The sequence below is a fragment of the Rhodobacter aestuarii genome, from assembly GCF_900156655.1.
Classification (GTDB): domain Bacteria; phylum Pseudomonadota; class Alphaproteobacteria; order Rhodobacterales; family Rhodobacteraceae; genus Rhodobacter; species Rhodobacter aestuarii.
In genome coordinates this window covers 651,224-672,992 of record NZ_FTOG01000001.1, presented here as the reverse complement: position 1 = coordinate 672,992, position 21,769 = coordinate 651,224, and the positions used below count along the sequence as shown (strand labels likewise).

Genomic DNA, 21,769 nt, shown 5'->3' with positions numbered 1-21,769 from the left:
CATGAGGCGTGTCGTCGTTACCGGGGCCGGGACGGTCAATGCTTTGGCCCCGGATGTTGTCGGCACGCTTGCCGCGATGAAGGAAGGGCGCTGTGGCATCGGCGCCCTTGAGTTTGCCGATGTGGAACGGCTCACAATCCGCATAGGCGCGCAGGTCAAAGACTTCGCGCCCGAAGCGTTGTTTGAAAAGAGCAAGCTCTCGTTTTACGACCGTTTCACGCAGTTTGGCCTTTTGGCCGCGCGCGAGGCGATGGGGCAGGCGGGTTTGACCGAAGTGCCCGGCGATCCAACGCGCTGGGGCGCGATCATTGGCACCGCGGGCGGCGGCAATGCTACGGTGAACGAAGCCTATCGCGCCGTTTATGCCGAAAACAAAAACCGCGTGCATCCCTTCACCGTGCCGAAGCTGATGAGCAATGCGGCCGCCTCCCATATCTCGATGGATTGGGGGCTGATGGGGCCGAGTTTCGCCGTGGCGACGGCCTGCGCGAGTTCGAACCATGCGATTGGCTTGGCCTATCAAATGATCCGCTCGGGCATGGCCGATGGCATGTTGGCGGGCGGCGCGGAATCGATGCTGAATTTCGGCGGGCTGAAGGCTTGGGAAGGGCTGCGGGTGATGTCGCCCGATGGCTGCCGCCCCTTTGCCGCCAACCGCAACGGGATGGTGCAAGGCGAGGGCGCGGGCGTCTTTGTGCTCGAAAGCTACGACAGCGCGCAGGCGCGTGGCGCGACGATCTTGGCCGAAATCACCGGCTTTGCCATGTGCTCGGATGCGGGCGATATCGTTATGCCTTCGCGCGATGGGGCGGCACGGGCGATGCGCGGCGCGTTGGCGGATGCAGGCATTTCCGCCGATCAGGTGTATTACATCAACGCCCACGGCACCGGCACGAACGCCAATGACCGCACCGAAGCGGCGGCGATTTTGGAAGTGTTTGGTGACCGCGGCAAGGTGGTGCCTGTGTCCTCCACCAAGGCGATGCACGGCCATTGCATTGGCGCGACCGGCGCGGTGGAGATGCTCGCCTGTTTGATGGCGCTGAACGAAGGCGTAATTGCCCCCACCGTGAACCACGACACCCCCGACCCGGACTGCCCGCTGGATGTGGTGCCCAACACCGCGCGCGAGGCAAAAGCAAAAACTGTGATGTCGAACGCCTTTGCCTTTGGCGGCTTGAACGCGGTCTTGCTGCTCTCCAAAGCATAACGCCGCCCCAAAGGACGGCGTTATCAAGGCTTTGCAATGCGATCTTCGGTTACGGCTTGGCCGGTTTCGGCAGCCCGTCAAAGGCAGCGGTGAAGCCTTTGAGCGAGATCGTCAGTTCCACCGGCTTATCGGGCGCGGCGGCAGGGATGATCGTCATCGCGATCTTGTTGCCCTTCTTGAACAGATCAATGTCTTGCGCTTTCAAGAACACGTTCGAGAAGCAGCCGCCTTGCGAGCACACATTGAACGGCAGCTGGATCGGGTTTTGCGCATCGATCTTCAGCTTCACGCCTTGGGTGAGCAGGGTCTCAAGCGGGGTGGTGATCGTCGCGCCGGCAACGGCCTCTTCGCCTTCCGGCAGCGCCATGATCGAGATCGCCGCCGTGCCGTTGCCATCACCGTCTTTGAGAAGTTGGAACATCTCGCACGGATCATTGCCGGTTTCGGTGCGCAGGCATTGCACCTGCCAGTCGTCAAAAGTCTCTTTCACATAGGTCGAGCCGGGGCCTTCCACGGCGGCGGCGGGCGGGGTCGCCTCGGTCGCGGCAGCGGGGGCTTCGGGCGCGGCGGTGTCTTGCGCCCACGCCATCGGCGCAGCGAGACCCATGGCAATCAGAAGAGCAAGGGATTTGTTTTTTTTCATCATCCGGTTTCCTCCAAAGGGGGTGCAGAGGGCTTAGCATGCCAAACCGGGGCTGTCCCGCGGAAATCGGCGATTTGCAGACACGATCTTACCGCAAAAGCTGACAGTTCCGTGAAAAACCACGCCCGGAACGCGGGGTCCAGAAATGGGTGAAGGGCCCCGTTTCCGAAGCCCTTCCTTCCCCCTGTCGGACCAGCCGACTATGTCATTGAGATGAACGCTAGAGTGGATAAGGGCTCAGGTCAACAGGCAAATATAAAATTGCCAAGGCTTTGTTCGTGAAAAGAAAAATCTTTCGCAAAGAAAAAAGCCGCGCCCAAGGGCGCGGCCAGTCGACAGGGAGGAAGTGTCCCACGGCCAAAGGCACAGGCGGGACAATTCCACTATGGCGCAAAAGGGTTAAGGAAGTATTGTGGCCCTTAACCAAGGGAGGGGCAGCATGACCGGGGTTTTGACCGAGACTGGTATTTTCGTGGGCGGTGGTGGCGAGGGCTATGGGCTGCCGCAGGAATTGCTTCTCAAATACGGCAACCGGCATGGGCTTGTGGCGGGGGCCACCGGCACCGGCAAAACCGTCACCTTGCAAATTTTGGCCGAGGGGTTCTCGGCGGCGGGCGTGCCGGTTTTTATGGCCGATGTGAAGGGCGATTTGGGGGGCATCGCGCTCCCTGGTTCGGCCAATGGCAAACTGCACGAACCGTTCATGGCGCGGGCACAAACCATCGGCTTCGATCTCACCTACCGTGACTATCCGGTGACCTTTTGGGATATGTTTGGCGAACAGGGGCATCCTGTGCGCACGACGATTTCCGAAATGGGGCCGTTGTTGCTGGCCCGGCTTTTGGATCTGAGCGAGGCACAAGAGGGTGTCCTCAATATCGCCTTCCATCTGGCCGATAGCGAGGGGATGGCGCTGCTGGATCTGGATGATCTGCGGGCAATGCTGGTTTACGTTGGCGAAAAGGCCGATGAGCTTTCGCTGCGCTATGGCAATGTGGCGGTGCAATCGGTGGGCGCAATCCAGCGTCGCTTGCTGGTGCTGGAAAACCAAGGCGCGGCGCAGTTCTTTGGCGAACCCGCGCTTGATCTGGCCGATATGATGCGCCTTGCGCCGGATGGGCGCGGCCAGATCAACATTTTGGCGGCGGATAAACTTATGTCCTCGCCGCGGCTTTACGCGACCTTCCTTTTGTGGCTGCTGTCTGAGCTTTTCGAAGAACTGCCCGAGGTGGGCGACCCCGACAAACCCAAGTTTGTCTTCTTTTTCGATGAAGCGCATTTGCTGTTTGACGATGCGCCCAAAGCGCTGGTCGATAAGGTCGAACAGGTCGCGCGGCTCATTCGCTCGAAAGGGGTCGGCATCTATTTCATCACGCAAAACCCCGCCGATGTACCCGAGGATATTTTGGGCCAATTGGGCAACCGGGTGCAACATGCCTTGCGCGCCTTTACCGCCAAAGACCAAAAAGACCTGCGCCGCGCGGCGGAAAACTATCGCCCGAACCCAAGGTTTGAAACCGAAACCGCCATCAAAGAAGTGGGCACTGGCGAGGCGGTGACTTCTTTCTTGCAAAACAAAGGCGTACCGGGCGTTGTTGAGCGCACGTTGGTGCGTCCGCCGCAGTCGCGGCTTGGGCCGATCACGCCCGAGGAAAGGCAGATCATTGTGAAGGCGTCGCCCTATGGGTTGAAATACGACCAGATGATCGACCGGCATTCTGCCGCGGAAATTCTGGCGGCCCGCGCGCAAAAAGCGGCGGCAGAAGCGGAGGCGGCGGAGCCCGAAGACACTGCGGAACCCGCTTCCGCGAAGCTGGAGTTCAACCGCGCGCGGCGCTTCACGCCGATCAAGAGCGCGAAGGTGGAAAAAGCCCCTCGATCTACCAGCACACGGCGCAGTTTCCGCTCTGACAGCATTGCCGAGGTCTTTGGCAAATCGCTCGCCCGGCAATTGGGCTCCAAAGCGGGCAAGGAACTGGTGCGCGGGGTGCTTGGTTCGCTTTTCAAGTCGCGTTAGCGGCGGGCGGATTGGGGCAGGGCGCGAGCAACCGCGCCTCCGCCATCACCGCAATCAGCACTTCGATATGGCGCAAGAAGCTATAGGCGGCGGTTCCGTTCAGGCGCGCCTCTTCCAGTGCCGCTTCGATCTCCAAAAGGGTGCGCAGGGCAGATGCGGGCGGTGGCAGCTCTGACTGCGCCAAAAGCCGTTTCAGATCCCGTCGGCGGTTGTAATCGCTTTGGCCAAACCGCGCCGCACGGATCAAAAGCTTGGGGCGGCGCAACCGCGCCATCTGCTCTAAAAGTTCGGACATGGGACCCTCCCGCAAGAACGTCCCAAATCAAACACAACCTAAGCGGGTGTTGCGTGGTGCGCGATTCCACCGTGCGATGTATTTACAGGTCTTTAGAATTTTTGAAGAATTTTCGGTATCAGCCCGTTTGTTAATGAACGGGTAACCAAACCAACCCACGCTTGGAAGTGCATTCGGCGCCGTCCCACGCGGCGCGAACGGGAAAGAACACATGATCAAGACCACGACAGCCTGGGAGGGGCTGCCCGACTGGTTGCCCGATTGTGCGCGCACCTATTTGCGCCATGTCGAGGAGGGTGTCCCGATCCGCCAATTGGCCCGCGCCGAGGGCTGTGCCGCCTCAACGATCTTGCGCCGCGTGCGCCGGATCGAGGCGCGCCGCGATGACCCTTTGGTGGATGAGGCGCTTACCCGCCTTGGCCGCACCGGGGCATCGCTGGCCCAAACCGCATGTGCCAGCGTGCCGATGAGGGAACCAGACCCGATGACAGCCCCGATCCGCTCTGTGAAAGCCACGCTGGAAGATGATCTGCTGGCCCGCGAGGCGCAACGCGTGTTGCGACGGCTTGCCGAACCTGGCGCGGTTTTGGTCGTCTCGACAGATATGGAGAAGGCCGTGGTGCTGCGCGGCACTGTGCGCACGGCGGTGATAAGCCGTGAGGTTGCGCAGGGGTTCGCGCTGAAAGACTGGATCAGCGTCGCCCATAGCGGGCGGGTGACAAGCTACCAGATCACCAGCACCGGGCGCGCCGCGCTTAAGCGACTGCTGGCGGAAGAACAAGCTGCAGCTGGGCTTGCACCGGACGCGACACAAAATCCACATGGCGCGCAGCACCGAGACGAGGTGGACCGCGCCACCGGGCGAGGACCGCGCCTGCGGATGAATTTGGCCGAAAGCCCGCTCGGTGTTTTGGCGCGGCGCCGCGATGCCGATGGCAAACCCTTCTTGGCACCGGACTTGGTGGCGGCGGGCGAACGGCTGCGCGAAGATTTTGAACTGGCGCAGATGGGCCCGCGCGTTGCGCAAAACTGGGAACGGTTCATGACCGGCGGCGCGCGTGGCGACTACCGACCCGATTTGGGCACCGGCGGCCCTGGCGGGTCAGACCGCGCGCGCGAACGCGTGGCCGCGGCGCTGTCCGACCTTGGCCCCGGTTTGGGCGATATGGTGCTGCGGTGCTGCTGTTTTCTGGAAGGTCTGGAAGCAGCGGAAAAACGCATGGGTTGGTCGGCGCGCTCGGGCAAGATTGTCCTGCGCATCGCGCTGATGCGGCTCAAGCGCCATTATGACGAGACCTATGGCGGGGCCGCGCCCTTGATTGGGTGAGGCGCGATCCGTGCGGGCAGGGCGAGAAAATCTTGCCTCTGCCTCGCGTTGCCCGCACAATTGCGCAGAGCTTTTTCAGATATGATATGCAAGACCGAACCGATTTTTCGACCCAGAACCCGCTGCCCGTGACCCTCAAGCCGCGCTGGAGTTTTGGCACTTGGGCGGCCATGGGGCTCATGCTTCTCCTTGGCGGTTTTCTGGCTTTTGAGACTGCGCCAGAGGAATGGGCGCGTGGCAACCGTGCCGATGCCGTTTTCGCAGCGCTGTGCGGCCTCCTTCTTGTTGCCATGGTGGGCGCGGGTCTGGTTGGGCGCGCCTTTGGGCGCCCCAAATTGACGATTGCGCCGGGGCGGGTGGTGTTTTCGGGGTTTTGGAACCGTAGCACGGAGGTGGTGTTGAGCGGCGATGCGCCAGCGGAGCTGGTGCATCGGCGTTTGCGCGGCGGCTATGCGCCGGAACTTCACTTTGCGCCCCACGATCCGGTGCAAAAACCGCGTATCTTGTCGATCAAGCCCTTCGCGCCCAACAAACGCTTGGCGGAGGCTGTGCTGGCGCAAGTCCGACGCGCGGCGGGTGACCAAGCGCCAATCACGCAAGAGCAGGAAAGCCGCCGCCTGAACTTTACCTGCAAACCGACTCTCTATTTATTGCTGCTCATGCTGATCGGCGCACCAGTGCTGCTTGTGCTCATGATCTGGCTTCACAATTAGGCGCGCGGCGCGGCGCGACATATTTGCATCGCCCGGCCTTTCGCTCTAATTATGCGCTATGCCAGATGAAAGGACATCTCCTTGCGCGATCTGAAACTTCCCGGCCAGCGTCACCCCGAAAAAGCGCATCGCCCCGACAATGCGCAGCCTAAAAAACCGAACTGGATCCGGGTCAAGGCGCCCACCTCGCAAGGGTATAAAGACACGCGCGAGATCTTGAAAACGAACAAGCTTGTGACGGTCTGTGAAGAAGCCGGCTGCCCGAATGTGGGCGAATGCTGGAGCCACGGCCACGCCACGATGATGATCATGGGCGAGATTTGCACCCGTGGTTGCAGCTTTTGCAACGTTGCGACGGGCAAGCCGAGCGCTTTGGATGCGTTTGAGCCGGGTCGCGTCGCCCATGCGGTGGAAACGCTGGGGCTCAAGCACGTCGTCATCACCTCGGTCGACCGCGATGATCTGGACGATGGCGGGGCCGAGCATTTCGCGCAAACGATCCGCGCCGTGCGCCACCGCGCGCCCGAAACGACGATTGAGGTCTTGACCCCCGACTTTCTCAAGTGTGACGCGAAAGCCCTTGAAATTGTTGTGGAAGCGAAGCCCGACGTGTTCAACCACAACCTTGAAACCGTGCCGGGCCTTTACCCGACAGTGCGCCCCGGCGCGCGCTATTTTCACAGCTTACGCCTGTTGCAACGGGTGAAAGAACTCGACCCGAGCATGTTCACCAAATCGGGCATCATGGTCGGCCTTGGCGAAAACCGCCAAGAAGTGCTGCAGGTGATGGATGATATGCGCTCCGCCGATATCGACTTTTTGACCATCGGCCAATATTTGCAGCCCACGCCCAAACACCATGCGGTGGACCGGTTTGTGACGCCCGAAGAATTCGCAGATTATGAAAAATCGGCCTATGGCAAAGGCTTTGGCATGGTTTCGGCGACACCGCTCACGCGTTCCAGCTATCATGCGGGGGATGATTTCGCGCAATTGCGCGCAGCGCGGCTGAAAAAACTGGGGCAAACTCAATGAGCGCACAACGCACCGCCCTTGTCACCGGGGCTTCGGGCTTCATTGGCTACCACCTGTGTCAGAAGCTTTTGGATGAAGGCTGGCGGGTGATCGGGATCGACAACCTGTCGGACTATTATGACGTAAAGCTGAAAGAGCGCCGTCAGGCGATGCTTTGCCAAAACCCCGGCTTTGCGATTGTGAACGACAGCATCCAAACGCCCGGCGTGATGATGGGGCTGTTTGAAGACCATCGCCCGGATGTGGTGATCCATCTCGCGGCGCAAGCAGGCGTGCGCTACTCGATTGAAAACCCACGCTCTTATCTGGAAAGCAACATCACCGGCACGTTTGAGATTTTGGAAGCTGCGCGCGTCTTTCCGCCCGCGCATATGCTCTTGGCCTCGACCTCGTCGGCCTATGGTGCGAACACCGTGATGCCCTATGCCGAGGTGGCGAAGGCCGACCATCAGATGAGCTTCTATGCTGCCACCAAAAAGGCCACGGAATCGATGGCGCATAGCTACGCGCATCTGTTTGGCCTGCCGGTGACAATGTTCCGCTTTTTCACGGTCTATGGCCCGTGGGGGCGGCCCGATATGGCGCTTTTCAAGTTCACCAAGGCGATTTTGGCGGGCGAACCGATCGACGTTTATAATCACGGCGATATGAAGCGCGACTTCACTTATGTCACCGATTTGGTCGCCGCGATCCGGCTCTTGATTGATGCGGTGCCCGTGCGTCCCGCAGATGGGGTGGTGGAAGAGGGCGATAGCCTGTCGCCTGTCGCGCCCTTCCGCGTCGTGAACATTGGCAATTCCGAACCCGTGCAGCTCACTGATTTCATTGCCGCGATTGAGGAGGCCACGGGGCAGGTGGCAACGCGCAATCTGATGGATATGCAGCCCGGTGACGTGCCCGCCACTTGGGCCGATGCGGAACTGCTCCAACGGCTCACCGGTTATGCGCCGCAAACCCGCGTGCCCGAAGGCGTGAAAGCTTTTGTGGAGTGGTATCGCGGCTATTACGCCGTCTAATAAGCGCCAGAAATCAATCCTCTAATGCGTCAAAGGGGGCCGCGTAACGCAAGGCCCCCTTGGGCAGCGCGGCGTCATTTAACGCGAGCATCTGGAAATAGGGGCCCGCATAGGGGCACTCATAGCCCTGCGCGGCACCAACCGAAAAACCAAACCGGCCATAATAGGCCGGGTCGCCAAGCACAAAGACCGCCTCGATCCCACGCGCGCGCGCCTGCGCCAGCCCCGCCCGGACAAGCGCCGCAGCAAGACCTTGCTGGCGCACCGCATCGCGCACCGCGACAGGTGCCAAGGCCCAAGCGGGGAAGGGGGCGGCAATCGGTGAAAAGGCGATATGGCCAAGATAGGCCCGGCCAAACCGCGCCACGAGCGAGAGCGCCAAATCGCCCGACGCGCGCAAAGCATCGACCAATTCTGCCTCTCCGGTGCCGCCAAAAGCCGCGCGGTTCAAAAGGTAAAGCGCGCGCTGATCGGCAGGGGTTTCCGGCGTGATCTGTGGCTGGACCTCTCGGATCTCTGCGCTTTGGTGTAGCCGCAAGGTGACCTGCCCCCAAGTCGATTTTGCCGTGCGCGCCTCATAATCCGCATGGGCCGCGCGCGAGGCAAACCCGGCGTCGATTTGCCAATGCATCGGGTCATCTGCCTGCTTGAGGTCAAAGAACAAACAGCCCGGGTCGCGCAGGCTTTGACGCAAATGCATCGGCAAAAGCGCCAAGACATCGCGCCGCTCTTGCGGCGTGCGACAGGTTACCTGCCCTTGAAGATGGATCAGCGCCACGTCGCCCTCTTTTCACACGGGTCAAATCGGCTTTCGCAGCCGAAGTACCAGATTTCCCCGTTTTGCGCGCCCCGCACTTTGGATGCAAGTCTCATGCCAATCCGCACCCCTAAGGGGCTGAGGTTACCTGATCCGGCGACCTTCCTTGATGCCATGATCCAGATAATGCTGACGCGGATCGACCCCGGCGGCTTTCACATCCTTATTGTATTTCAGATAGAGATCGGGATCGAAGAACGCATCTATGGCCACAGGCGTCTCGCTCAGCGTAGTCCCGGCAAAGGTTTCTTCGTAGCTGTAGCCAAAAAGCTGAACATCGCGCGCATAAATCGCGCCGATCAGCTTGGCGGTTTCAACGTCGTAATAGTCTTTGAAGCTGATCTGGTTGGGCGAACTGGTCGTCGGGGCATGTTCCAGCTTCACGTGCCAATGGCGCGCGGTAGATAATTCCGCGAACGCGTTACGCAAATCTTCAAACCGCAGCAGATGATCGACAAGGAGCGCCCCCTCCGCATCGCAGATATATTTATATTGCTCGACGTTGTGGCCGACCTCAAAAATATGGATCGTGCGATTGATCTTCAAACGATGCGGCAAAGACTGCGCCCATTCGGAAAATGACACCGAAGGCCCGTATTTGAGATACCAATTGTATTCTGAAACGGCTTTCGACCACGGGTTGCGGACGATTGCAAATTTGAAATAGCGATCCCAGACCTCGGCCGTGCAGAAATTATCGCGCAATTCCAAAGCGGTATAGTGCTGTAGCACCACATTGTTGCCGATGATCCCCCACGCCGTTTCCGCAGGGTTTCCGCCGTAGATCCCAAGCGTGCGCTCAACGGATTCCCCTGCATTCTTAGGAATGTGAACGAAGATCGCTTGATGACGGCGAGAAACGGGCATTGTGCATTCCTTACTTTCCGAAGCGCGCCTTGCAACTCGCGTCAAGGAGATCGCTTCCGTCATAAAACGAGAACCGTGAGAGAACCGTTTACGATGAAAAAGTTAGGGTGCGAAAAGCGCCGCTCATAGGCTGAGCCTGCGCGCATACCGCCGGATTGCCGCGATTTAATCCATAGGTTTAGCGAAAAGCGGCAAGAGGCCCAATCACTCGGGCCTCAACGCAAAGCAATTCGAAACAGACCCTTCGGGTCAAAGTGTGCACCAAAGAGGATTATTGCCCTTTGGGGCACAACTCGCGCTTATTCCCATTCGATCGTGCCGGGCGGTTTCGAGGTGATGTCGTAGGTCACCCGGTTGATGCCCTTCACCTCGTTGATGATCCGCGTCGCGGTCTCGCCCAAGAATTCATGGCTGAACGGATAGTAATCCGCCGTCATGCCATCGACCGAGGTCACCGCCCGAAGCGCGCAGGCGTAATCATAGGTGCGGCCATCGCCCATCACCCCCACGGTGCGCACCGGCAAGATCGCCACGAAGGCTTGCCAGATTTCGTCATAAAGCCCGTGTTTGCGGATTTGGTCGATATAAACCGCATCGGCCTTGCGCAGGATTTCCAGCTTCTCGCGGGTGATCTCGCCCGGGCAGCGGATCGCAAGGCCCGGCCCCGGGAAGGGGTGGCGCCCAATGAAGCTGTCGGGCAGGCCCAATTCGCGGCCAAGCGCGCGGACTTCATCTTTGAAAAGCTCGCGCAGCGGCTCAACCAGCTTGAGGCCCATTTTTTCCGGCAGACCGCCCACATTGTGGTGCGATTTGATCGTCACCGAAGGACCGCCCGAGAACGAGACTGATTCAATGACGTCGGGGTAGAGCGTGCCTTGGGCCAAGAACTCGGCATTCTCAATCTCATTGGCGTATTTCTGGAACACGTCGATGAAGAGCTTGCCAATCGTCTTGCGCTTGACCTCGGGGTCCGACACGCCCTCAAGCGCGCCAAGGAAAAGATCGCTCTCATCCGCGGCAATCAGCTTGATGTTGTAATTGTCGCGGAACATCGAGACGACCTGCTCGGCCTCGCCCAAGCGCAAAAGCCCGTGGTCGACAAACACGCAGGTGAGTTGCTCGCCAATCGCTTCATGCAGCAAGATCGCGGTGACAGAGCTATCCACCCCGCCCGAAAGCCCGCAGATCACATGGGCGTCGCCCACTTGCGCGCGGATTTGCGCGATCGCTTGCTGGCGGTAGCCCGCCATCGTCCAGTCACCCGTAAAGCCCGCGAGGCGCACGAAGTTCTCGTAGAGTTTCGCGCCGCGCGGGGTGTGATGCACCTCGGGGTGGAACTGCACAGCATAGAAATTGCGGCTCACATCGGCGGTGATCGCAAAGGGCGCGCCGGGCGAGGTGCCATAGACCTCAAAGCCGGGGGCGATTTTGCTCACATGGTCGCCGTGGCTCATCCAGACTTGCTCGGTGCCCTCAGAGAACCAGCCCTCCAGAAGCGGCAGCTTCTTGTCCGAAGGGGTCACAAAAGCGCGGCCAAATTCGGCGGTGCCGTGGCCGCTTTCAACCAAGCCGCCCAGCTCTTGCATCATCACCTGCTGGCCGTAGCAGATGCCAAGGATCGGCACGCCAAGGGTGAAGGCGGATGCGGGGGGACGGGGCGAGCCTTCCCGAGTAACCGAATCCGGGCCGCCCGAGAAGATGATGGCTTGAGGCGCGAAATCGGCCAAGAACGCATCGGTGACGTTCTGATAGGGGTGGATTTCGCAATAGACATTCAACTCGCGCAGACGCCGCGCGATGAGCTGCGTCACCTGAGAGCCGAAGTCGATGATGAGAAGGCGCTGATGCTGGGTCATGCACGCCCGATAGCCGGGCTTGGGCGCGAAAGCAAGAGGCGGGCGCCGGTGCAGGCAGCTTGCGCGCGGGTTCTCGGGGCGAAGCGCCGCAGGGCTACACCTGAGGGGTGGGTTGCTGCGCGCGAAAGCGAGGTGTAGCTGAACCGGATCGTTCTGTTTTGCATCTCGATTTAGGAGCCTGATTTGCAGCGCTTTTCCGTTTTCATACTGGCCGCAAGCCTCGTTCTGGCCAGCCCGATCACGGCACAAGAAAGCCCCGTGGTCGATGCGCCGCAAAGCGAAGCAGAACACGCGCTTAGGGTCTTGCAGCGCGAAGGCGCGCCCACCGTCTCGGCCTATTGCTGCAAACATTGCCACAAGGGCAAAGCCTGCGGAAATAGCTGCATCAGCCGTTCCTACACTTGCCACAAAGGACCGGGCTGCGCCTGTGATGGGTAACCCGCAGGACCAGAAGACATGAAAAAGGGCGCCCGCGCGGCGCCCTTTTGGGTTTTCGACTTTGTGGAAATATCCCGAGGGGCGAGGGCAGCGCCCTCGTCCTTACCGTTCCGGCAGCAGGCCCCTTGGGCTGAAGCGCAGCACCAGAAGCAAGATCACCCCCATGATCACCAGCCGCATATGCGGGGCGGCGTCTAGAAGGTGCTCTTTCACCGCGCCATCGCCAAGGCCCGTGGCGAGGAGGTCCATCATCAGCGGGCCCCATTCGCCCGCTTTGATCCAGACGAACCAGATCAGCAATCCGCCCAGAACCGCGCCCCAGTTGTTGCCAGAGCCGCCCACGATCACCATCACCCAGATCAGGAAGGTGTAGCGCAGCGGGTTGTAGCTGGAGGGCGTCATCTGGCCATCGAGCGAGATCATCATCGCCCCCGCAAGGCCGAGCACCGAACAGCCGAGAATGAAGATCTGCAAATGCCGCCCGGTGACGTTTTTGCCCATCGCGCTGGCGGCGACTTCGTTGTCGCGGATCGCGCGCATCATCCGGCCCCACGGCGAGTTGAGCGCAAGCTGTGCCGCCCACATCAGCATTGCCAGCACGCCGACGAAAAGCGCCACGTAAAGCAGCTTCACCAGAACTGTCGAACCCACCATCGGGTCGGTGCCAAGGTTCGCCATCCGCTCCATGAAGGCGGGATCTTGCTGCAGATCGGTCTCATAGGGCACCGGCCACGGGCGGGGAATGCCGTTGACGTTCAGCACGCCGCGCGCGAGCCATTCTTCGTTCTTCAAGATTGCGACGATGATCTCGCCAATGCCGAGCGTGGCAATGGAGAGGTAATCAGAGCGCAGCCCCAAAGCGGTTTTGCCCACGATCCAAGCCGCGCCCGCCGCGAGCACCATACCCACGGGCCAAGAAATCAGCGTCGGCAGCGACAGCCCACCGAGGTAGCCCGTGGCGGCCGGGTTGATCGCCTGAATGGCCTCAACCGCCGGATCAAAGAGGGCGCGATAGCTGAAGAAGCCCAAGACCAGAACCGCCGCCACAACCCAGCCACGGGCCTTGCCGGTCATTTTTTGATGCAGCGCGACCGCGATCACCAGCGTGACAATCGCCACGGCAAAGGCAAACAAAATGCTCCAGCCGCCCGCTTCAAACGCGCCTTCGGTTGGCGGCATCGCCACCAGCACCGGGGCGAGCCCCCCAAGCGCCAAAAAGCCCACGACGCCAGCGTTGAAAAGCCCCGCATAACCCCATTGGATGTTGATCCCCAGCGCGAGGATGGCCGAAATCAGCCCAACACGCAGGATACCCAAAGCGTTGTCCCAATGGCCCGAGAACATGGCATTTGACACCGTGCCCTCAAGAATGAACAAAACGGCCAATGCGCCAAAAAGGGCGGGCGCGCGCCATTTGCCGCCTTTCGCGGCCCCCGGTTGATGCGTGCTCATACCGATTTCCCCTTGAAGAGCCCGGTGGGCTTAAACAGCAACACGATGATCAAGATCGCAAAGCTGACGGCAAATTTGTATTCGGTGGACAAAAGCTGCAGCAGCCCCTCGGGCTCCCAGCCGGGCACCAGATACATCGCCACTTTCTTCCATGCATAGGTGACGGCCACTTCCGAATAGGCAATCACGAAGCCGCCTGCGATGGCGCCCAAAGGGTTGCCCAGACCGCCCACGATGGCGGCTGCAAAGATCGGAAGAAGGAGCTGGAAGTAGTTGAAAGCCTTGAAGGATTTATCAAGGCCGTAGAGCGTGCCCGCGATTGTGGCGAGCGCCGCTGCAATGATCCATGTGACCATCACTACTTTGTTCGGGTCGATGCCCGACAAAAGCGCCAGATCTTCGTTATCCGAATAGGCGCGCATGGATTTGCCGGTGCGGGTCTTGGCCAAGAACCAAAACAGCGCCCAAACCACCAGCCCCGCCGTGACCAGCGTGATCGCTTGGGTCGAGCGGATGGCGAGCGGCTCGGCCAGCCCGGTGATGGTTTTGAACTCGCGCGCGGAAATCAAGAAGCGCTCGCCATCGGCAAAGCGGATTTCATCCACGCCAATCAGCACGCGGGTGAGGCCGTTCATCACGAACATCACGCCGACCGAGACCATGGTGATGTAAACCGGCGCGGCGCGCACCTTGCGATAGTAGCGGTAAACCACCCGGTCGGTGCCCAGAACAAACAGCGCGGTGAGCGCGATGCCAAAGGGCAGGGCCAAAAGCGCGGTGGGCAGCGGGCCAAAGCTGATGCCCATCGCCTGCAAACCCCAAGTGACCAAGATCGTCAGCCCGGTGCCAAAGGCCATTGTGTCGCCATGGGCGAAGTTCGAAAACCGCAAGATGCCATAGATCAGCGTCACGCCCAGCGCGCCCAGCGCGAGCTGCGCGCCATAAGCGGTGGCCGGAACGATGACGTAATTCAGCACCGCGATGAAAGCGTTGAGAAGGTCCATCATTTCACCTCTTCGCAGGTGCCTTGGTAATAAAATGCAATCGCCTCAAGCGGCTTATGCACCGAGTAGCGCGCCGTGCCATCGGGCGCGATGGTCAGCAAGCGCTGCACCGCGTCGTTGTTGAAGGCGATGAAGCCCTGCATCGGCCCGCGCAGCTTGCCACCCGTGAGCGGCACCGCGTTGAAGCTATCGGTTTCCTCTTGCACCGCCACGGTGAACGGGTCGGGCGGCACCATGGTTGGGTCCGCCGGGATCATCGCAGTATCGGTGCCAGGGTTATAGATCAGTTGGATCACAGCGCCGGTGTCGTGGCAGGCTTGCAGATCAATGCATTCTTGCGTGAAGGCGCAGCTGAGTTCTTGCACCTGCGGCGCGGCTTGCGCTTGCAGTGGCAAGAGCAAGGGCAGGGCGGCGAGAAGCTGTTTCATGCCTTAGCCCCCCAAGAAGGTGCGGCGCACCTCTGGGTCGGCCATCAGCGCCGCGCCAGTATCGGTGTATTTGTTCGCGCCTTGCACCAGCACATAGCCTTGATCGGCGATCTCCAGCGCTTGGCGGGCGTTTTGTTCCACCATCAGAATCGAAATCCCGGTCCGCGCCACTTCGATGATGCGGTCGAAAAGCTCGTCCATCACGATGGGAGACACACCCGCAGTCGGCTCATCCAGCATCAGGAGTTTGGGCTTGGTCATCAGCGCGCGGCCCACGGCCACCTGCTGGCGCTGCCCGCCGGACAACTCGCCCGCGTTTTGGTGGCGTTTTTCGCGCAGGATCGGGAACAGCTCATAGACCTGTTCCATCGTGTCGCGAAAATCATCGGTGCGGATGAAGGCGCCCATTTCGAGGTTTTCTTCGACCGACATGGTCGGGAAGACGTTGTTCACCTGCGGCACGAAGCCCATGCCTTTTTTCACCCGCTCTTGTGGGGACAGGCCGGTAATCTCTTCGCCATCCAGTTTCACATGGCCGCCGCGCAGCTTCAGCATGCCAAAGACCGCTTTCATCGCGGTGGATTTGCCCGCGCCATTGGGGCCGACGATCACCGCGATCTGGCCCTTTTCGACCTTGAGCGTGCAACCGTGCAAAATATCGGCGGCACCATAGCCGCCCGTCATTTCAGAAGCGTCCAGAAAGCTCATTGCACCGCCCCCCGACAGCCCATGACACCTTGCTTGATCATGAAAAAGCCGCTCATGCCGATGCCCCCGCCTTGATCTTGTTCTTCAGGCCCCGGCCCAAATAGGCCTCGATCACCGCTTCGTTTTGCATGATCGTATCGGGGCTGCCTTGGGCGAGCACCTTGCCCTCGGCCATCACAATGACCGGGTCGCACAGCCGACCGATGAAATCCATGTCGTGTTCGATCACGCAGAAGGTATAGCCGCGCTCTTTGTTGAGCCGCACAATCGCATCGCCAATCGTGTTGAGAAGGGTGCGGTTCACCCCCGCGCCGACTTCATCCAGAAACACGATCTTGGCTTCCACCATCATCGTGCGGCCCAGCTCCAACAGCTTTTTCTGCCCGCCCGAAAGGTTGCCCGCACGCTCATTCTTGAGGTGAGAAATCGTTAAGAAATCAAGAACTTCATCGGCTTTCTTTAGAAGCGCCGCTTCTTCTTCGGCGATCCGGCCCCGGCCAAACCATGCCTTCCACAAATGCTCGCCCGATTGGCCCCCCGGCACCATCATCAGGTTTTCACGCACCGTCATTGTGGGGAATTCATGCGCAATCTGGAACGTGCGCAACAGCCCCTTATGAAACAACTCGTGCGGCTTTAGCCCTGTGATGTCCTCGCCATCCATCGTCACACGGCCAGAGGTGGGTGTGTGCACCCCTGCGATAACGTTGAACAGCGTGGATTTTCCCGCGCCATTCGGCCCGATCAACCCGGTGATCGAGCCGGTGGCGATCTCTAGCGAGGCACCATCGACAGCATGAAAGCCGCCGAAGTGCTTGTGCAGGTTCTCGACCCGGATCATGTTTCCCCTTGGTGGGCGGTGGCCCGCCCCTTTGCGCCATTTTCGGCTTGTTTTCAAAGGAAACAGCCCGGAATGCTCCGGGCTGCTTCGGTCTTGCTGTCGCGCTTAGCGGTAGCGGACGGTTTCGATTTTGTCGTCTTTGACTTCGATTTCGCGGAAGGTGCCAGCGGATTCGCCCGCGCCGATCAGCTCAACCGAGGTCGCGCCTTGGTAGTCGATCTCTTCGCCAGCCGCGATCAGATCCAGCGCTTTGCCCAGTTCACCCGGAAGGATCGGGGTGCCCGGCGCGTTCGCCACATCCATCACCTTCTCTTTGTAAACATTCGGGTCGGTGCTGTTGGAAGCCGCCATCGCCAGCATGATCAGCGCCGCCGCGTCATAGGCTTCCGCCGAATAGACGCCGGTGCCATCAAAGCCAGCGGCTTCAGCCGCAGCCAAGAACTTCTCTTTGCCTTCGCCTTCCGAAGAGGGCATTTGGCCAAACGAGCCGTTCACTTCCGGGCCGAAGTTTTCTTCGAGCGCGCCGCCGACCATCCCATCAGGGAAGACGAAGGTTTCAAAGGCACCGGTGTCAAGCGCACCGCGCAGGATGCCCGAGCCGCCTTGGTCGACATAGCCCGCGATCACCAGCGCATCGCCACCCGCCGAAGCAAGCGCCGCAACTTCCGCCGAATAATCCGGTTTGCCGTCGTCATGCGCGGTGTTGATGGTGACAGTGCCGCCTTTGGCTTCAAACGCCGCTTGGAAGCTGTCAGCCAGGCCTTTGCCATAGTCGTTGTTGGTGTAGGTCACGGCGACCGAATTGATGCCGTGTTCCATGATGATATCGGTCATCACTTCCGACTGACGCGCATCAGACGGCGAGGTGCGGAAGAAGAGGCCGTTGTCATCCAACGTCGACAGCGCGGGCGAGGTGGCCGAGGGCGAGATCATCACCATGCCTTTGGGCATGGCCACGTTTTGCAAAGACGCCGTGGTTTCGCCCGAGCACATGCCGCCAACGATGCCTTTGACGCCATCGGCCGTGATCAGTTTTTCAACGGTGGCCGAAGCGGCGGCCGAGTCGATGCAGGTGCTGTCGCCGCGCACCGGGGTGACAGAAGCGCCGCCCATGAATTTGCCCGAGGCGGTGACTTCCGCCATCGCCAGTTCCGCGCCATCGGCCATTGCCGGCGACATCGATTCCAGCGGGCCGGTGAAGCCAAGCGAGATACCAAGTTTGATGTCTTCGGCAAAAGCACCGCCAGCCGTCAGGGCGAGGGCGGCGCTGGCCATCAGAAGCTTCTTCATATGTTCACTCCCATATTGGAACATCGTTATTGGGTGAATGTTCTGGGGGCGCAGGTTAGGACCAGAAACTGGAAAAGAAAATAGGCCAGTTGGTCAAGTTTCCGCCTGAAACCGCCTCAAAGACGCGCGTTTTCGCCACGTCAGCCAATATGCGCCTTAGTCCAGCAGATCGTCCGAGAAGTCCTCGCCCAGATCCATCTCCAGCCCATCCACGAAGGCTTCGCCCTCGGGCGCACCGGCCCCAGAGGTGCCACGCTCGCGATAGGGCGTGGTGCGATAATGCGCGCGATAGCATTTGGAGAAGTGCGAGGGCGAGGCAAAGCCACAGGCCAACGCCACGTTGATCACGCTCATTTCCGTTTGCATCAAAAGGTTACGCGCCTTTTGCAGGCGGATTTCCATATAATAGCGCTTTGGCGAACGGTTGAGATAGCGCCGGAACAACCGTTCCAGCTGCCGCGTCGACATGCCAACCTCTTCGGCAAGCTTCGACGGGCTGATCGGCTCTTCGATATTGGCCTCCATCCGACCAATCACTTGCGAAAGCTTGGGATGGCGCACCCCGATCCGCGTTGGGATCGACAGCCGCTGGCTGTCTTGGTCGGTGCGGATCGCGTTATAAATGAGCTGATCGGCAACCGTATTGGCGAGCGCTTCGCCATGGTCGCGCGCGATCAGCTTAAGCATCAGGTCGATTGAGGCGATCCCGCCCGCCGAAGTTAGCCGGTTGCCATCAATCACGAACACCGCTTTTGAAAGGTCAACGCCTTCGAAATCTTCAAAGAAGCTGTCTTGGTTTTCCCAGTGGATGGTGGCGCGTTTGCCTTCGAGTAGGCCCGCTTTTGCCACCGCCCAAGTGCCGGTGCACAGCCCGCCCATCGTGGCCCCGCGCCGCGCCTCGCGCCGCAGCCAGTTCAGGATCGGCTTCGAGGTGGCCTCGGCCACATCAATGCCACCACAAACCAAAACCGTATCGTCGCGCGTGACCTCATCAAGGCCCATATCGACGCGCACCGACGTGCCGTTTGAGCAATTGACCTCTTTCCCATCTTCGGAGGCCAGCTTCCAATCGTAAAGCTTGTGGCCCGAAACCTGATTGGCCAGCCGCAAAGGTTCGATCGCGCTGGCAAAAGCCATCAGCGTGAACCGATCAAGCAAAAGAAAGATAAACCGCCGTTTTCGTTCGGGCGCTTCAACGCGCACGGTGCCTTGCGAGGGTGCAGGACGGGTGTGGGTACGGGGCGCGGCTGAGGGAAGACGCATTTTACGACCTCTTTTTGTCGTTTGGCGCACCCATACAACCTATTGAGGGCCGCGCAAGCGCTGTGTGAAGCTTAGATGAAATTCTATCCCCGCGCCAGCTTTTTGCTTAAAAATAAGGCGGCAGAGGGCCCAAAAAGCAGTTTGCCTTAGCGGTTATGGGCTTTATAAGCCGTCCGACTGATAGCCTCGAAGGGGAGAGGGACATGGCCAAGGCATGGATGAAATCGGACTGGCGCGCGAAACCGCGGGTGCAGATGCCCGATTATCCGGATCAAGCGGCGGTCTCTGCGGTCGAGGCGCAACTCGGGCATCTGCCGCCTTTGGTCTTTGCGGGCGAAGCGCGTCGGCTGAAGGCTGACCTTGCCAAAGCCGCCAAGGGCGAGGCCTTCTTGCTGCAAGGCGGCGATTGTGCCGAAAGCTTCACCGAATTTTCGGCTGATAACCTGCGCGACACGTTCAAAGTGATGCTGCAAATGGCCATCGTGCTCACTTGGGGCGCGAAAGTGCCGGTGATCAAGGTGGGCCGGATGGCCGGGCAATTTGCCAAGCCGCGTTCGGCGCCGACCGAAATGATTGGCGGCGTGGAATACCCGAGCTACCGCGGTGACATCATCAACGGTTTTGAAGCGACGGAGGCCGCCCGCACGCCCGACCCGACGCGGATGCTGACCGCTTACACGCAAGCGGCAGCCTCGCTGAACCTGTTGCGCGCCTTCTCGACCGGGGGCTTTGCCGATATTCACCGCGTGCAAAGCTGGATCGCCGGCTTCACCGATGAAGATGAAGCCGCGCGCTACCGCGAAGTTGCTGAGCGCATTTCCGATGCGATGGAATTCATGGCCGCTGCGGGCGTGACCTCGGAAACCGCACATGAACTGGCGGCGGTCGATTTTTACACCAGCCACGAAGCGCTGCTGTTGGAATATGAAGAAGCGATGTGCCGGATCGACAGCACCACCGGGCTGCCGGTGGCGGGCTCGGGCCACATGCTTTGGATCGGTGACCGCACCCGTCAAGTGGATGGCGCGCATGTCGAATTCTGCCGCGGCGTGCAAAACCCGATCGGCCTGAAATGCGGCCCCTCGACCACCGAGGAAGACCTTAAGGTCTTGATGGCGAAGCTGAACCCGGAAAACGAAGCCGGGCGGCTGACGCTGATCGCGCGCTTTGGCGCGGGCAAGGTGGAAGACCATCTGCCGCGCCTGATCCGCACGGTAGAGGCCGAGGGCGCGGAAGTGGTTTGGTCTTGCGACCCGATGCATGGCAACACGATCAAATCGGCCAGCGGTTTCAAAACCCGCCCGTTTGAAAGCGTGCTGCGCGAAGTGCGCGAGTTCTTCGCGGTGCATAAAGCCGAGGGCACGATCCCGGGTGGTGTGCATTTCGAGATGACCGGCAAAGACGTGACTGAATGCACCGGCGGCGTGCGCGCTGTCTCGGATGAAGATCTGTCGAGCCGCTATCACACCGCATGCGACCCGCGCCTGAACGCCAGCCAATCGCTGGAACTGGCTTTCTTGGTGGCCGAAGAGCTGCAAGACCGTCGCGCGATGAAGAAAGCGGCTGCGGCAGCGGTTTAACACCGCCCTGCAACTTATTGCAGAACAACAAAAAGCCCGGGCAATTGCCCGGGCTCTTTCATTTCCCCCACCCAGGCGGAAATCTTAGTCGTTCGTGACAACCCGGAACATCGCGCGGCGCTCTTCGGGCGTGCGGGCGGCAAAGGCCGGACGCGCCGGTTTCACGGCGGTGAAGGGTTGCGGCGCGGTGGCCGGCTTGGGCGCATCGGCGCCAAATTTCGGCAAGCGAGCAGCAAGGCCAAAGGCCTCCGGGCGCACCGGCGAGGGCATTTTCGCGGGCGTCGGCTGGCCTTGTTTGACCGGCTCAACATGCACCGCATCCACCACAAAGCGGCGCGGCGTGCGGCCAATGCCAGCCCCTTCGGCCACGAGGCAGCCAAGGATGCGGGTCACATCGCCCATGTCCGATTTCATCGGCAGCAAGATCAAACGCGCGGTCATCGCAGGTTTGCCGATCCCGGCTTCGGCGGTCAGCACGAGTTCGGCCACCGACGGGCCCGAGAAAACGGCCTCGGTCGCATCGGCAACGCGCTTGCGGCCTTCCGGCGTGAAGAGGGCGGTGAGCGGCATGCCGCGCACTTCCATGCCCATCAGATCATTGAGATGCATCCCCGCGAGACGGAAGCGGCCCATGCCGGGCGCCACACGCTCAAGGATGAACGCATATTCCAGCGCGCTTTCCAAACCACGGGGGTCGATTTCGGCGCGGGCGGGCACATCACGGCCCTTGCGCAGGCCTTCCCAGTAGGCGCGCATCTGCGCCACCACACGACGGCTCACACCCGTATCGCCAAGCCGGGCCACTTTATCTTGAATGTCGAAGTCGCGGTCCATCGTATCCACCCCGGTCTGTGCCCCGTCACCATCCGGGGTCCTTCGCGTCTTGAACACTCCTGCCTTCGGCCAAATCGGGTCTTTCTGTTGACCCCGGGAGCGAAATCCTTACTGAACTCTTAATACGCCTTTTTT

Annotated in this window: 21 protein-coding genes; 8 read left to right on the top strand and 13 right to left on the bottom strand. The window is 60.4% G+C overall.

What is annotated here, in order from left to right; genetic code table 11:
* Position 1 precedes the first annotated feature (1 nt).
* A complete protein-coding gene (locus BW967_RS03110) occupies positions 2 to 1,210 on the top strand; it encodes a beta-ketoacyl-[acyl-carrier-protein] synthase family protein (protein ID WP_076483533.1) in 1,209 nt (402 codons plus the stop codon).
* Positions 1,211 to 1,259: 49 nt separating this feature from the next.
* Here BW967_RS03110 and BW967_RS03105 read toward each other — a convergent pair whose 3' ends face one another.
* The gene (locus BW967_RS03105; RefSeq protein WP_076483532.1) at positions 1,260 to 1,856 is read right to left on the bottom strand and encodes an invasion associated locus B family protein; all 597 of its coding nucleotides are present in this window, start codon (positions 1,854 to 1,856) and stop codon (positions 1,260 to 1,262) included.
* Between the two features lie 436 nt (positions 1,857 to 2,292).
* On the opposite strand from BW967_RS03105, the gene BW967_RS03100 reads away from it, so the two are divergent.
* On the top strand, positions 2,293 to 3,870 hold the full coding sequence (locus BW967_RS03100; RefSeq protein WP_076483531.1) for a helicase HerA-like domain-containing protein: 1,578 nt from the start codon (positions 2,293 to 2,295) through the stop codon (positions 3,868 to 3,870).
* Here BW967_RS03100 and BW967_RS03095 read toward each other — a convergent pair.
* Positions 3,857 to 4,165 (bottom strand): DUF6477 family protein, encoded by a 309-nt coding sequence (locus BW967_RS03095; RefSeq protein ID WP_076483530.1) that lies wholly within the window; start codon positions 4,163 to 4,165, stop codon positions 3,857 to 3,859. The two genes, BW967_RS03100 and BW967_RS03095, sit on opposite strands and share 14 nt — an antisense overlap.
* A 211-nt stretch (positions 4,166 to 4,376) precedes the next feature.
* Between BW967_RS03095 and BW967_RS03090 the strand changes: the two genes are divergently transcribed.
* From BW967_RS03090 to BW967_RS03075, 4 genes are all read left to right on the top strand, one after another.
* Complete coding sequence (locus BW967_RS03090; RefSeq protein ID WP_076483529.1) at positions 4,377 to 5,492, top strand: DUF6456 domain-containing protein; 1,116 nt, start codon at positions 4,377 to 4,379, stop codon at positions 5,490 to 5,492.
* An 86-nt stretch (positions 5,493 to 5,578) separates the two neighbouring features.
* Positions 5,579 to 6,205, top strand: coding sequence for a hypothetical protein (locus BW967_RS03085; RefSeq protein WP_076483528.1), 627 nt, complete (start codon positions 5,579 to 5,581; stop codon positions 6,203 to 6,205).
* A gap of 81 nt (positions 6,206 to 6,286) precedes the next feature.
* The gene (lipA, locus tag BW967_RS03080) at positions 6,287 to 7,240 is read left to right on the top strand and encodes a lipoyl synthase (RefSeq protein WP_076483527.1); all 954 of its coding nucleotides are present in this window, start codon (positions 6,287 to 6,289) and stop codon (positions 7,238 to 7,240) included.
* Positions 7,237 to 8,256 (top strand): NAD-dependent epimerase/dehydratase family protein, encoded by a 1,020-nt coding sequence (locus BW967_RS03075; protein ID WP_076483526.1) that lies wholly within the window; start codon positions 7,237 to 7,239, stop codon positions 8,254 to 8,256. The genes lipA and BW967_RS03075 overlap by 4 nt, the downstream gene beginning before the upstream one ends.
* A 13-nt stretch (positions 8,257 to 8,269) precedes the next feature.
* On the opposite strand, the gene BW967_RS03070 is transcribed toward BW967_RS03075, so the two are convergent.
* The 3 genes from BW967_RS03070 to guaA all read right to left on the bottom strand — a co-directional run bounded on the left by BW967_RS03070 (position 8,270) and on the right by guaA (position 11,796).
* Entirely contained in the window at positions 8,270 to 9,034 is a 765-nt protein-coding gene (locus tag BW967_RS03070) for a GNAT family N-acetyltransferase (RefSeq protein ID WP_108188547.1), read from the bottom strand.
* 123 nt (positions 9,035 to 9,157) lie between these two features.
* Positions 9,158 to 9,940, bottom strand: coding sequence for a sulfotransferase family 2 domain-containing protein (locus BW967_RS03065; RefSeq protein WP_076483525.1), 783 nt, complete (start codon positions 9,938 to 9,940; stop codon positions 9,158 to 9,160).
* Between the two features lie 299 nt (positions 9,941 to 10,239).
* Complete coding sequence (gene guaA, locus BW967_RS03060; protein WP_076483524.1) at positions 10,240 to 11,796, bottom strand: glutamine-hydrolyzing GMP synthase; 1,557 nt, start codon at positions 11,794 to 11,796, stop codon at positions 10,240 to 10,242.
* 183 nt (positions 11,797 to 11,979) lie between these two features.
* On the opposite strand from guaA, the gene BW967_RS18470 reads away from it, so the two are divergent.
* Complete coding sequence (locus BW967_RS18470) at positions 11,980 to 12,234, top strand: hypothetical protein (RefSeq protein WP_139327782.1); 255 nt, start codon at positions 11,980 to 11,982, stop codon at positions 12,232 to 12,234.
* A gap of 102 nt (positions 12,235 to 12,336) precedes the next feature.
* On the opposite strand, the gene BW967_RS03055 is transcribed toward BW967_RS18470, so the two are convergent.
* The 7 genes from BW967_RS03055 to BW967_RS03025 form a co-directional block, all read right to left on the bottom strand.
* Entirely contained in the window at positions 12,337 to 13,686 is a 1,350-nt protein-coding gene (locus BW967_RS03055) for a branched-chain amino acid ABC transporter permease (protein WP_076483523.1), read from the bottom strand.
* Positions 13,683 to 14,690 carry a branched-chain amino acid ABC transporter permease gene (locus BW967_RS03050; protein WP_076483522.1) on the bottom strand — a complete coding sequence of 336 codons (1,008 nt, stop codon included), beginning with the start codon at positions 14,688 to 14,690 and terminating at the stop codon, positions 13,683 to 13,685. Before BW967_RS03050 ends, BW967_RS03055 begins: the two co-directional genes overlap by 4 nt.
* Positions 14,690 to 15,118: a hypothetical protein gene (locus BW967_RS03045; RefSeq protein WP_076483521.1), complete on the bottom strand. Its 429-nt coding sequence runs from the start codon at positions 15,116 to 15,118 to the stop codon at positions 14,690 to 14,692. The genes BW967_RS03050 and BW967_RS03045 overlap by 1 nt, the downstream gene beginning before the upstream one ends.
* A 3-nt stretch (positions 15,119 to 15,121) precedes the next feature.
* A complete protein-coding gene (locus tag BW967_RS03040; protein WP_076483520.1) occupies positions 15,122 to 15,826 on the bottom strand; it encodes an ABC transporter ATP-binding protein in 705 nt (234 codons plus the stop codon).
* Positions 15,827 to 15,878: 52 nt separating this feature from the next.
* A complete protein-coding gene (locus tag BW967_RS03035) occupies positions 15,879 to 16,667 on the bottom strand; it encodes an ABC transporter ATP-binding protein (RefSeq protein WP_076483519.1) in 789 nt (262 codons plus the stop codon).
* A 105-nt stretch (positions 16,668 to 16,772) separates the two neighbouring features.
* Positions 16,773 to 17,957 (bottom strand): ABC transporter substrate-binding protein, encoded by a 1,185-nt coding sequence (locus BW967_RS03030; protein ID WP_076483614.1) that lies wholly within the window; start codon positions 17,955 to 17,957, stop codon positions 16,773 to 16,775.
* Between the two features lie 156 nt (positions 17,958 to 18,113).
* Entirely contained in the window at positions 18,114 to 19,220 is a 1,107-nt protein-coding gene (locus tag BW967_RS03025) for a GlxA family transcriptional regulator (RefSeq protein ID WP_076483518.1), read from the bottom strand.
* A 203-nt stretch (positions 19,221 to 19,423) separates the two neighbouring features.
* Between BW967_RS03025 and BW967_RS03020 the strand changes: the two genes are divergently transcribed.
* Positions 19,424 to 20,800, top strand: a complete 1,377-nt coding sequence (locus BW967_RS03020; protein ID WP_076483517.1) for a class II 3-deoxy-7-phosphoheptulonate synthase — start codon at positions 19,424 to 19,426, stop codon at positions 20,798 to 20,800.
* Positions 20,801 to 20,884: 84 nt separating this feature from the next.
* On the opposite strand, the gene BW967_RS03015 is transcribed toward BW967_RS03020, so the two are convergent.
* A complete protein-coding gene (locus BW967_RS03015; RefSeq protein WP_245826411.1) occupies positions 20,885 to 21,691 on the bottom strand; it encodes a PAS domain-containing protein in 807 nt (268 codons plus the stop codon).
* Positions 21,692 to 21,769: the final 78 nt, after the last annotated feature.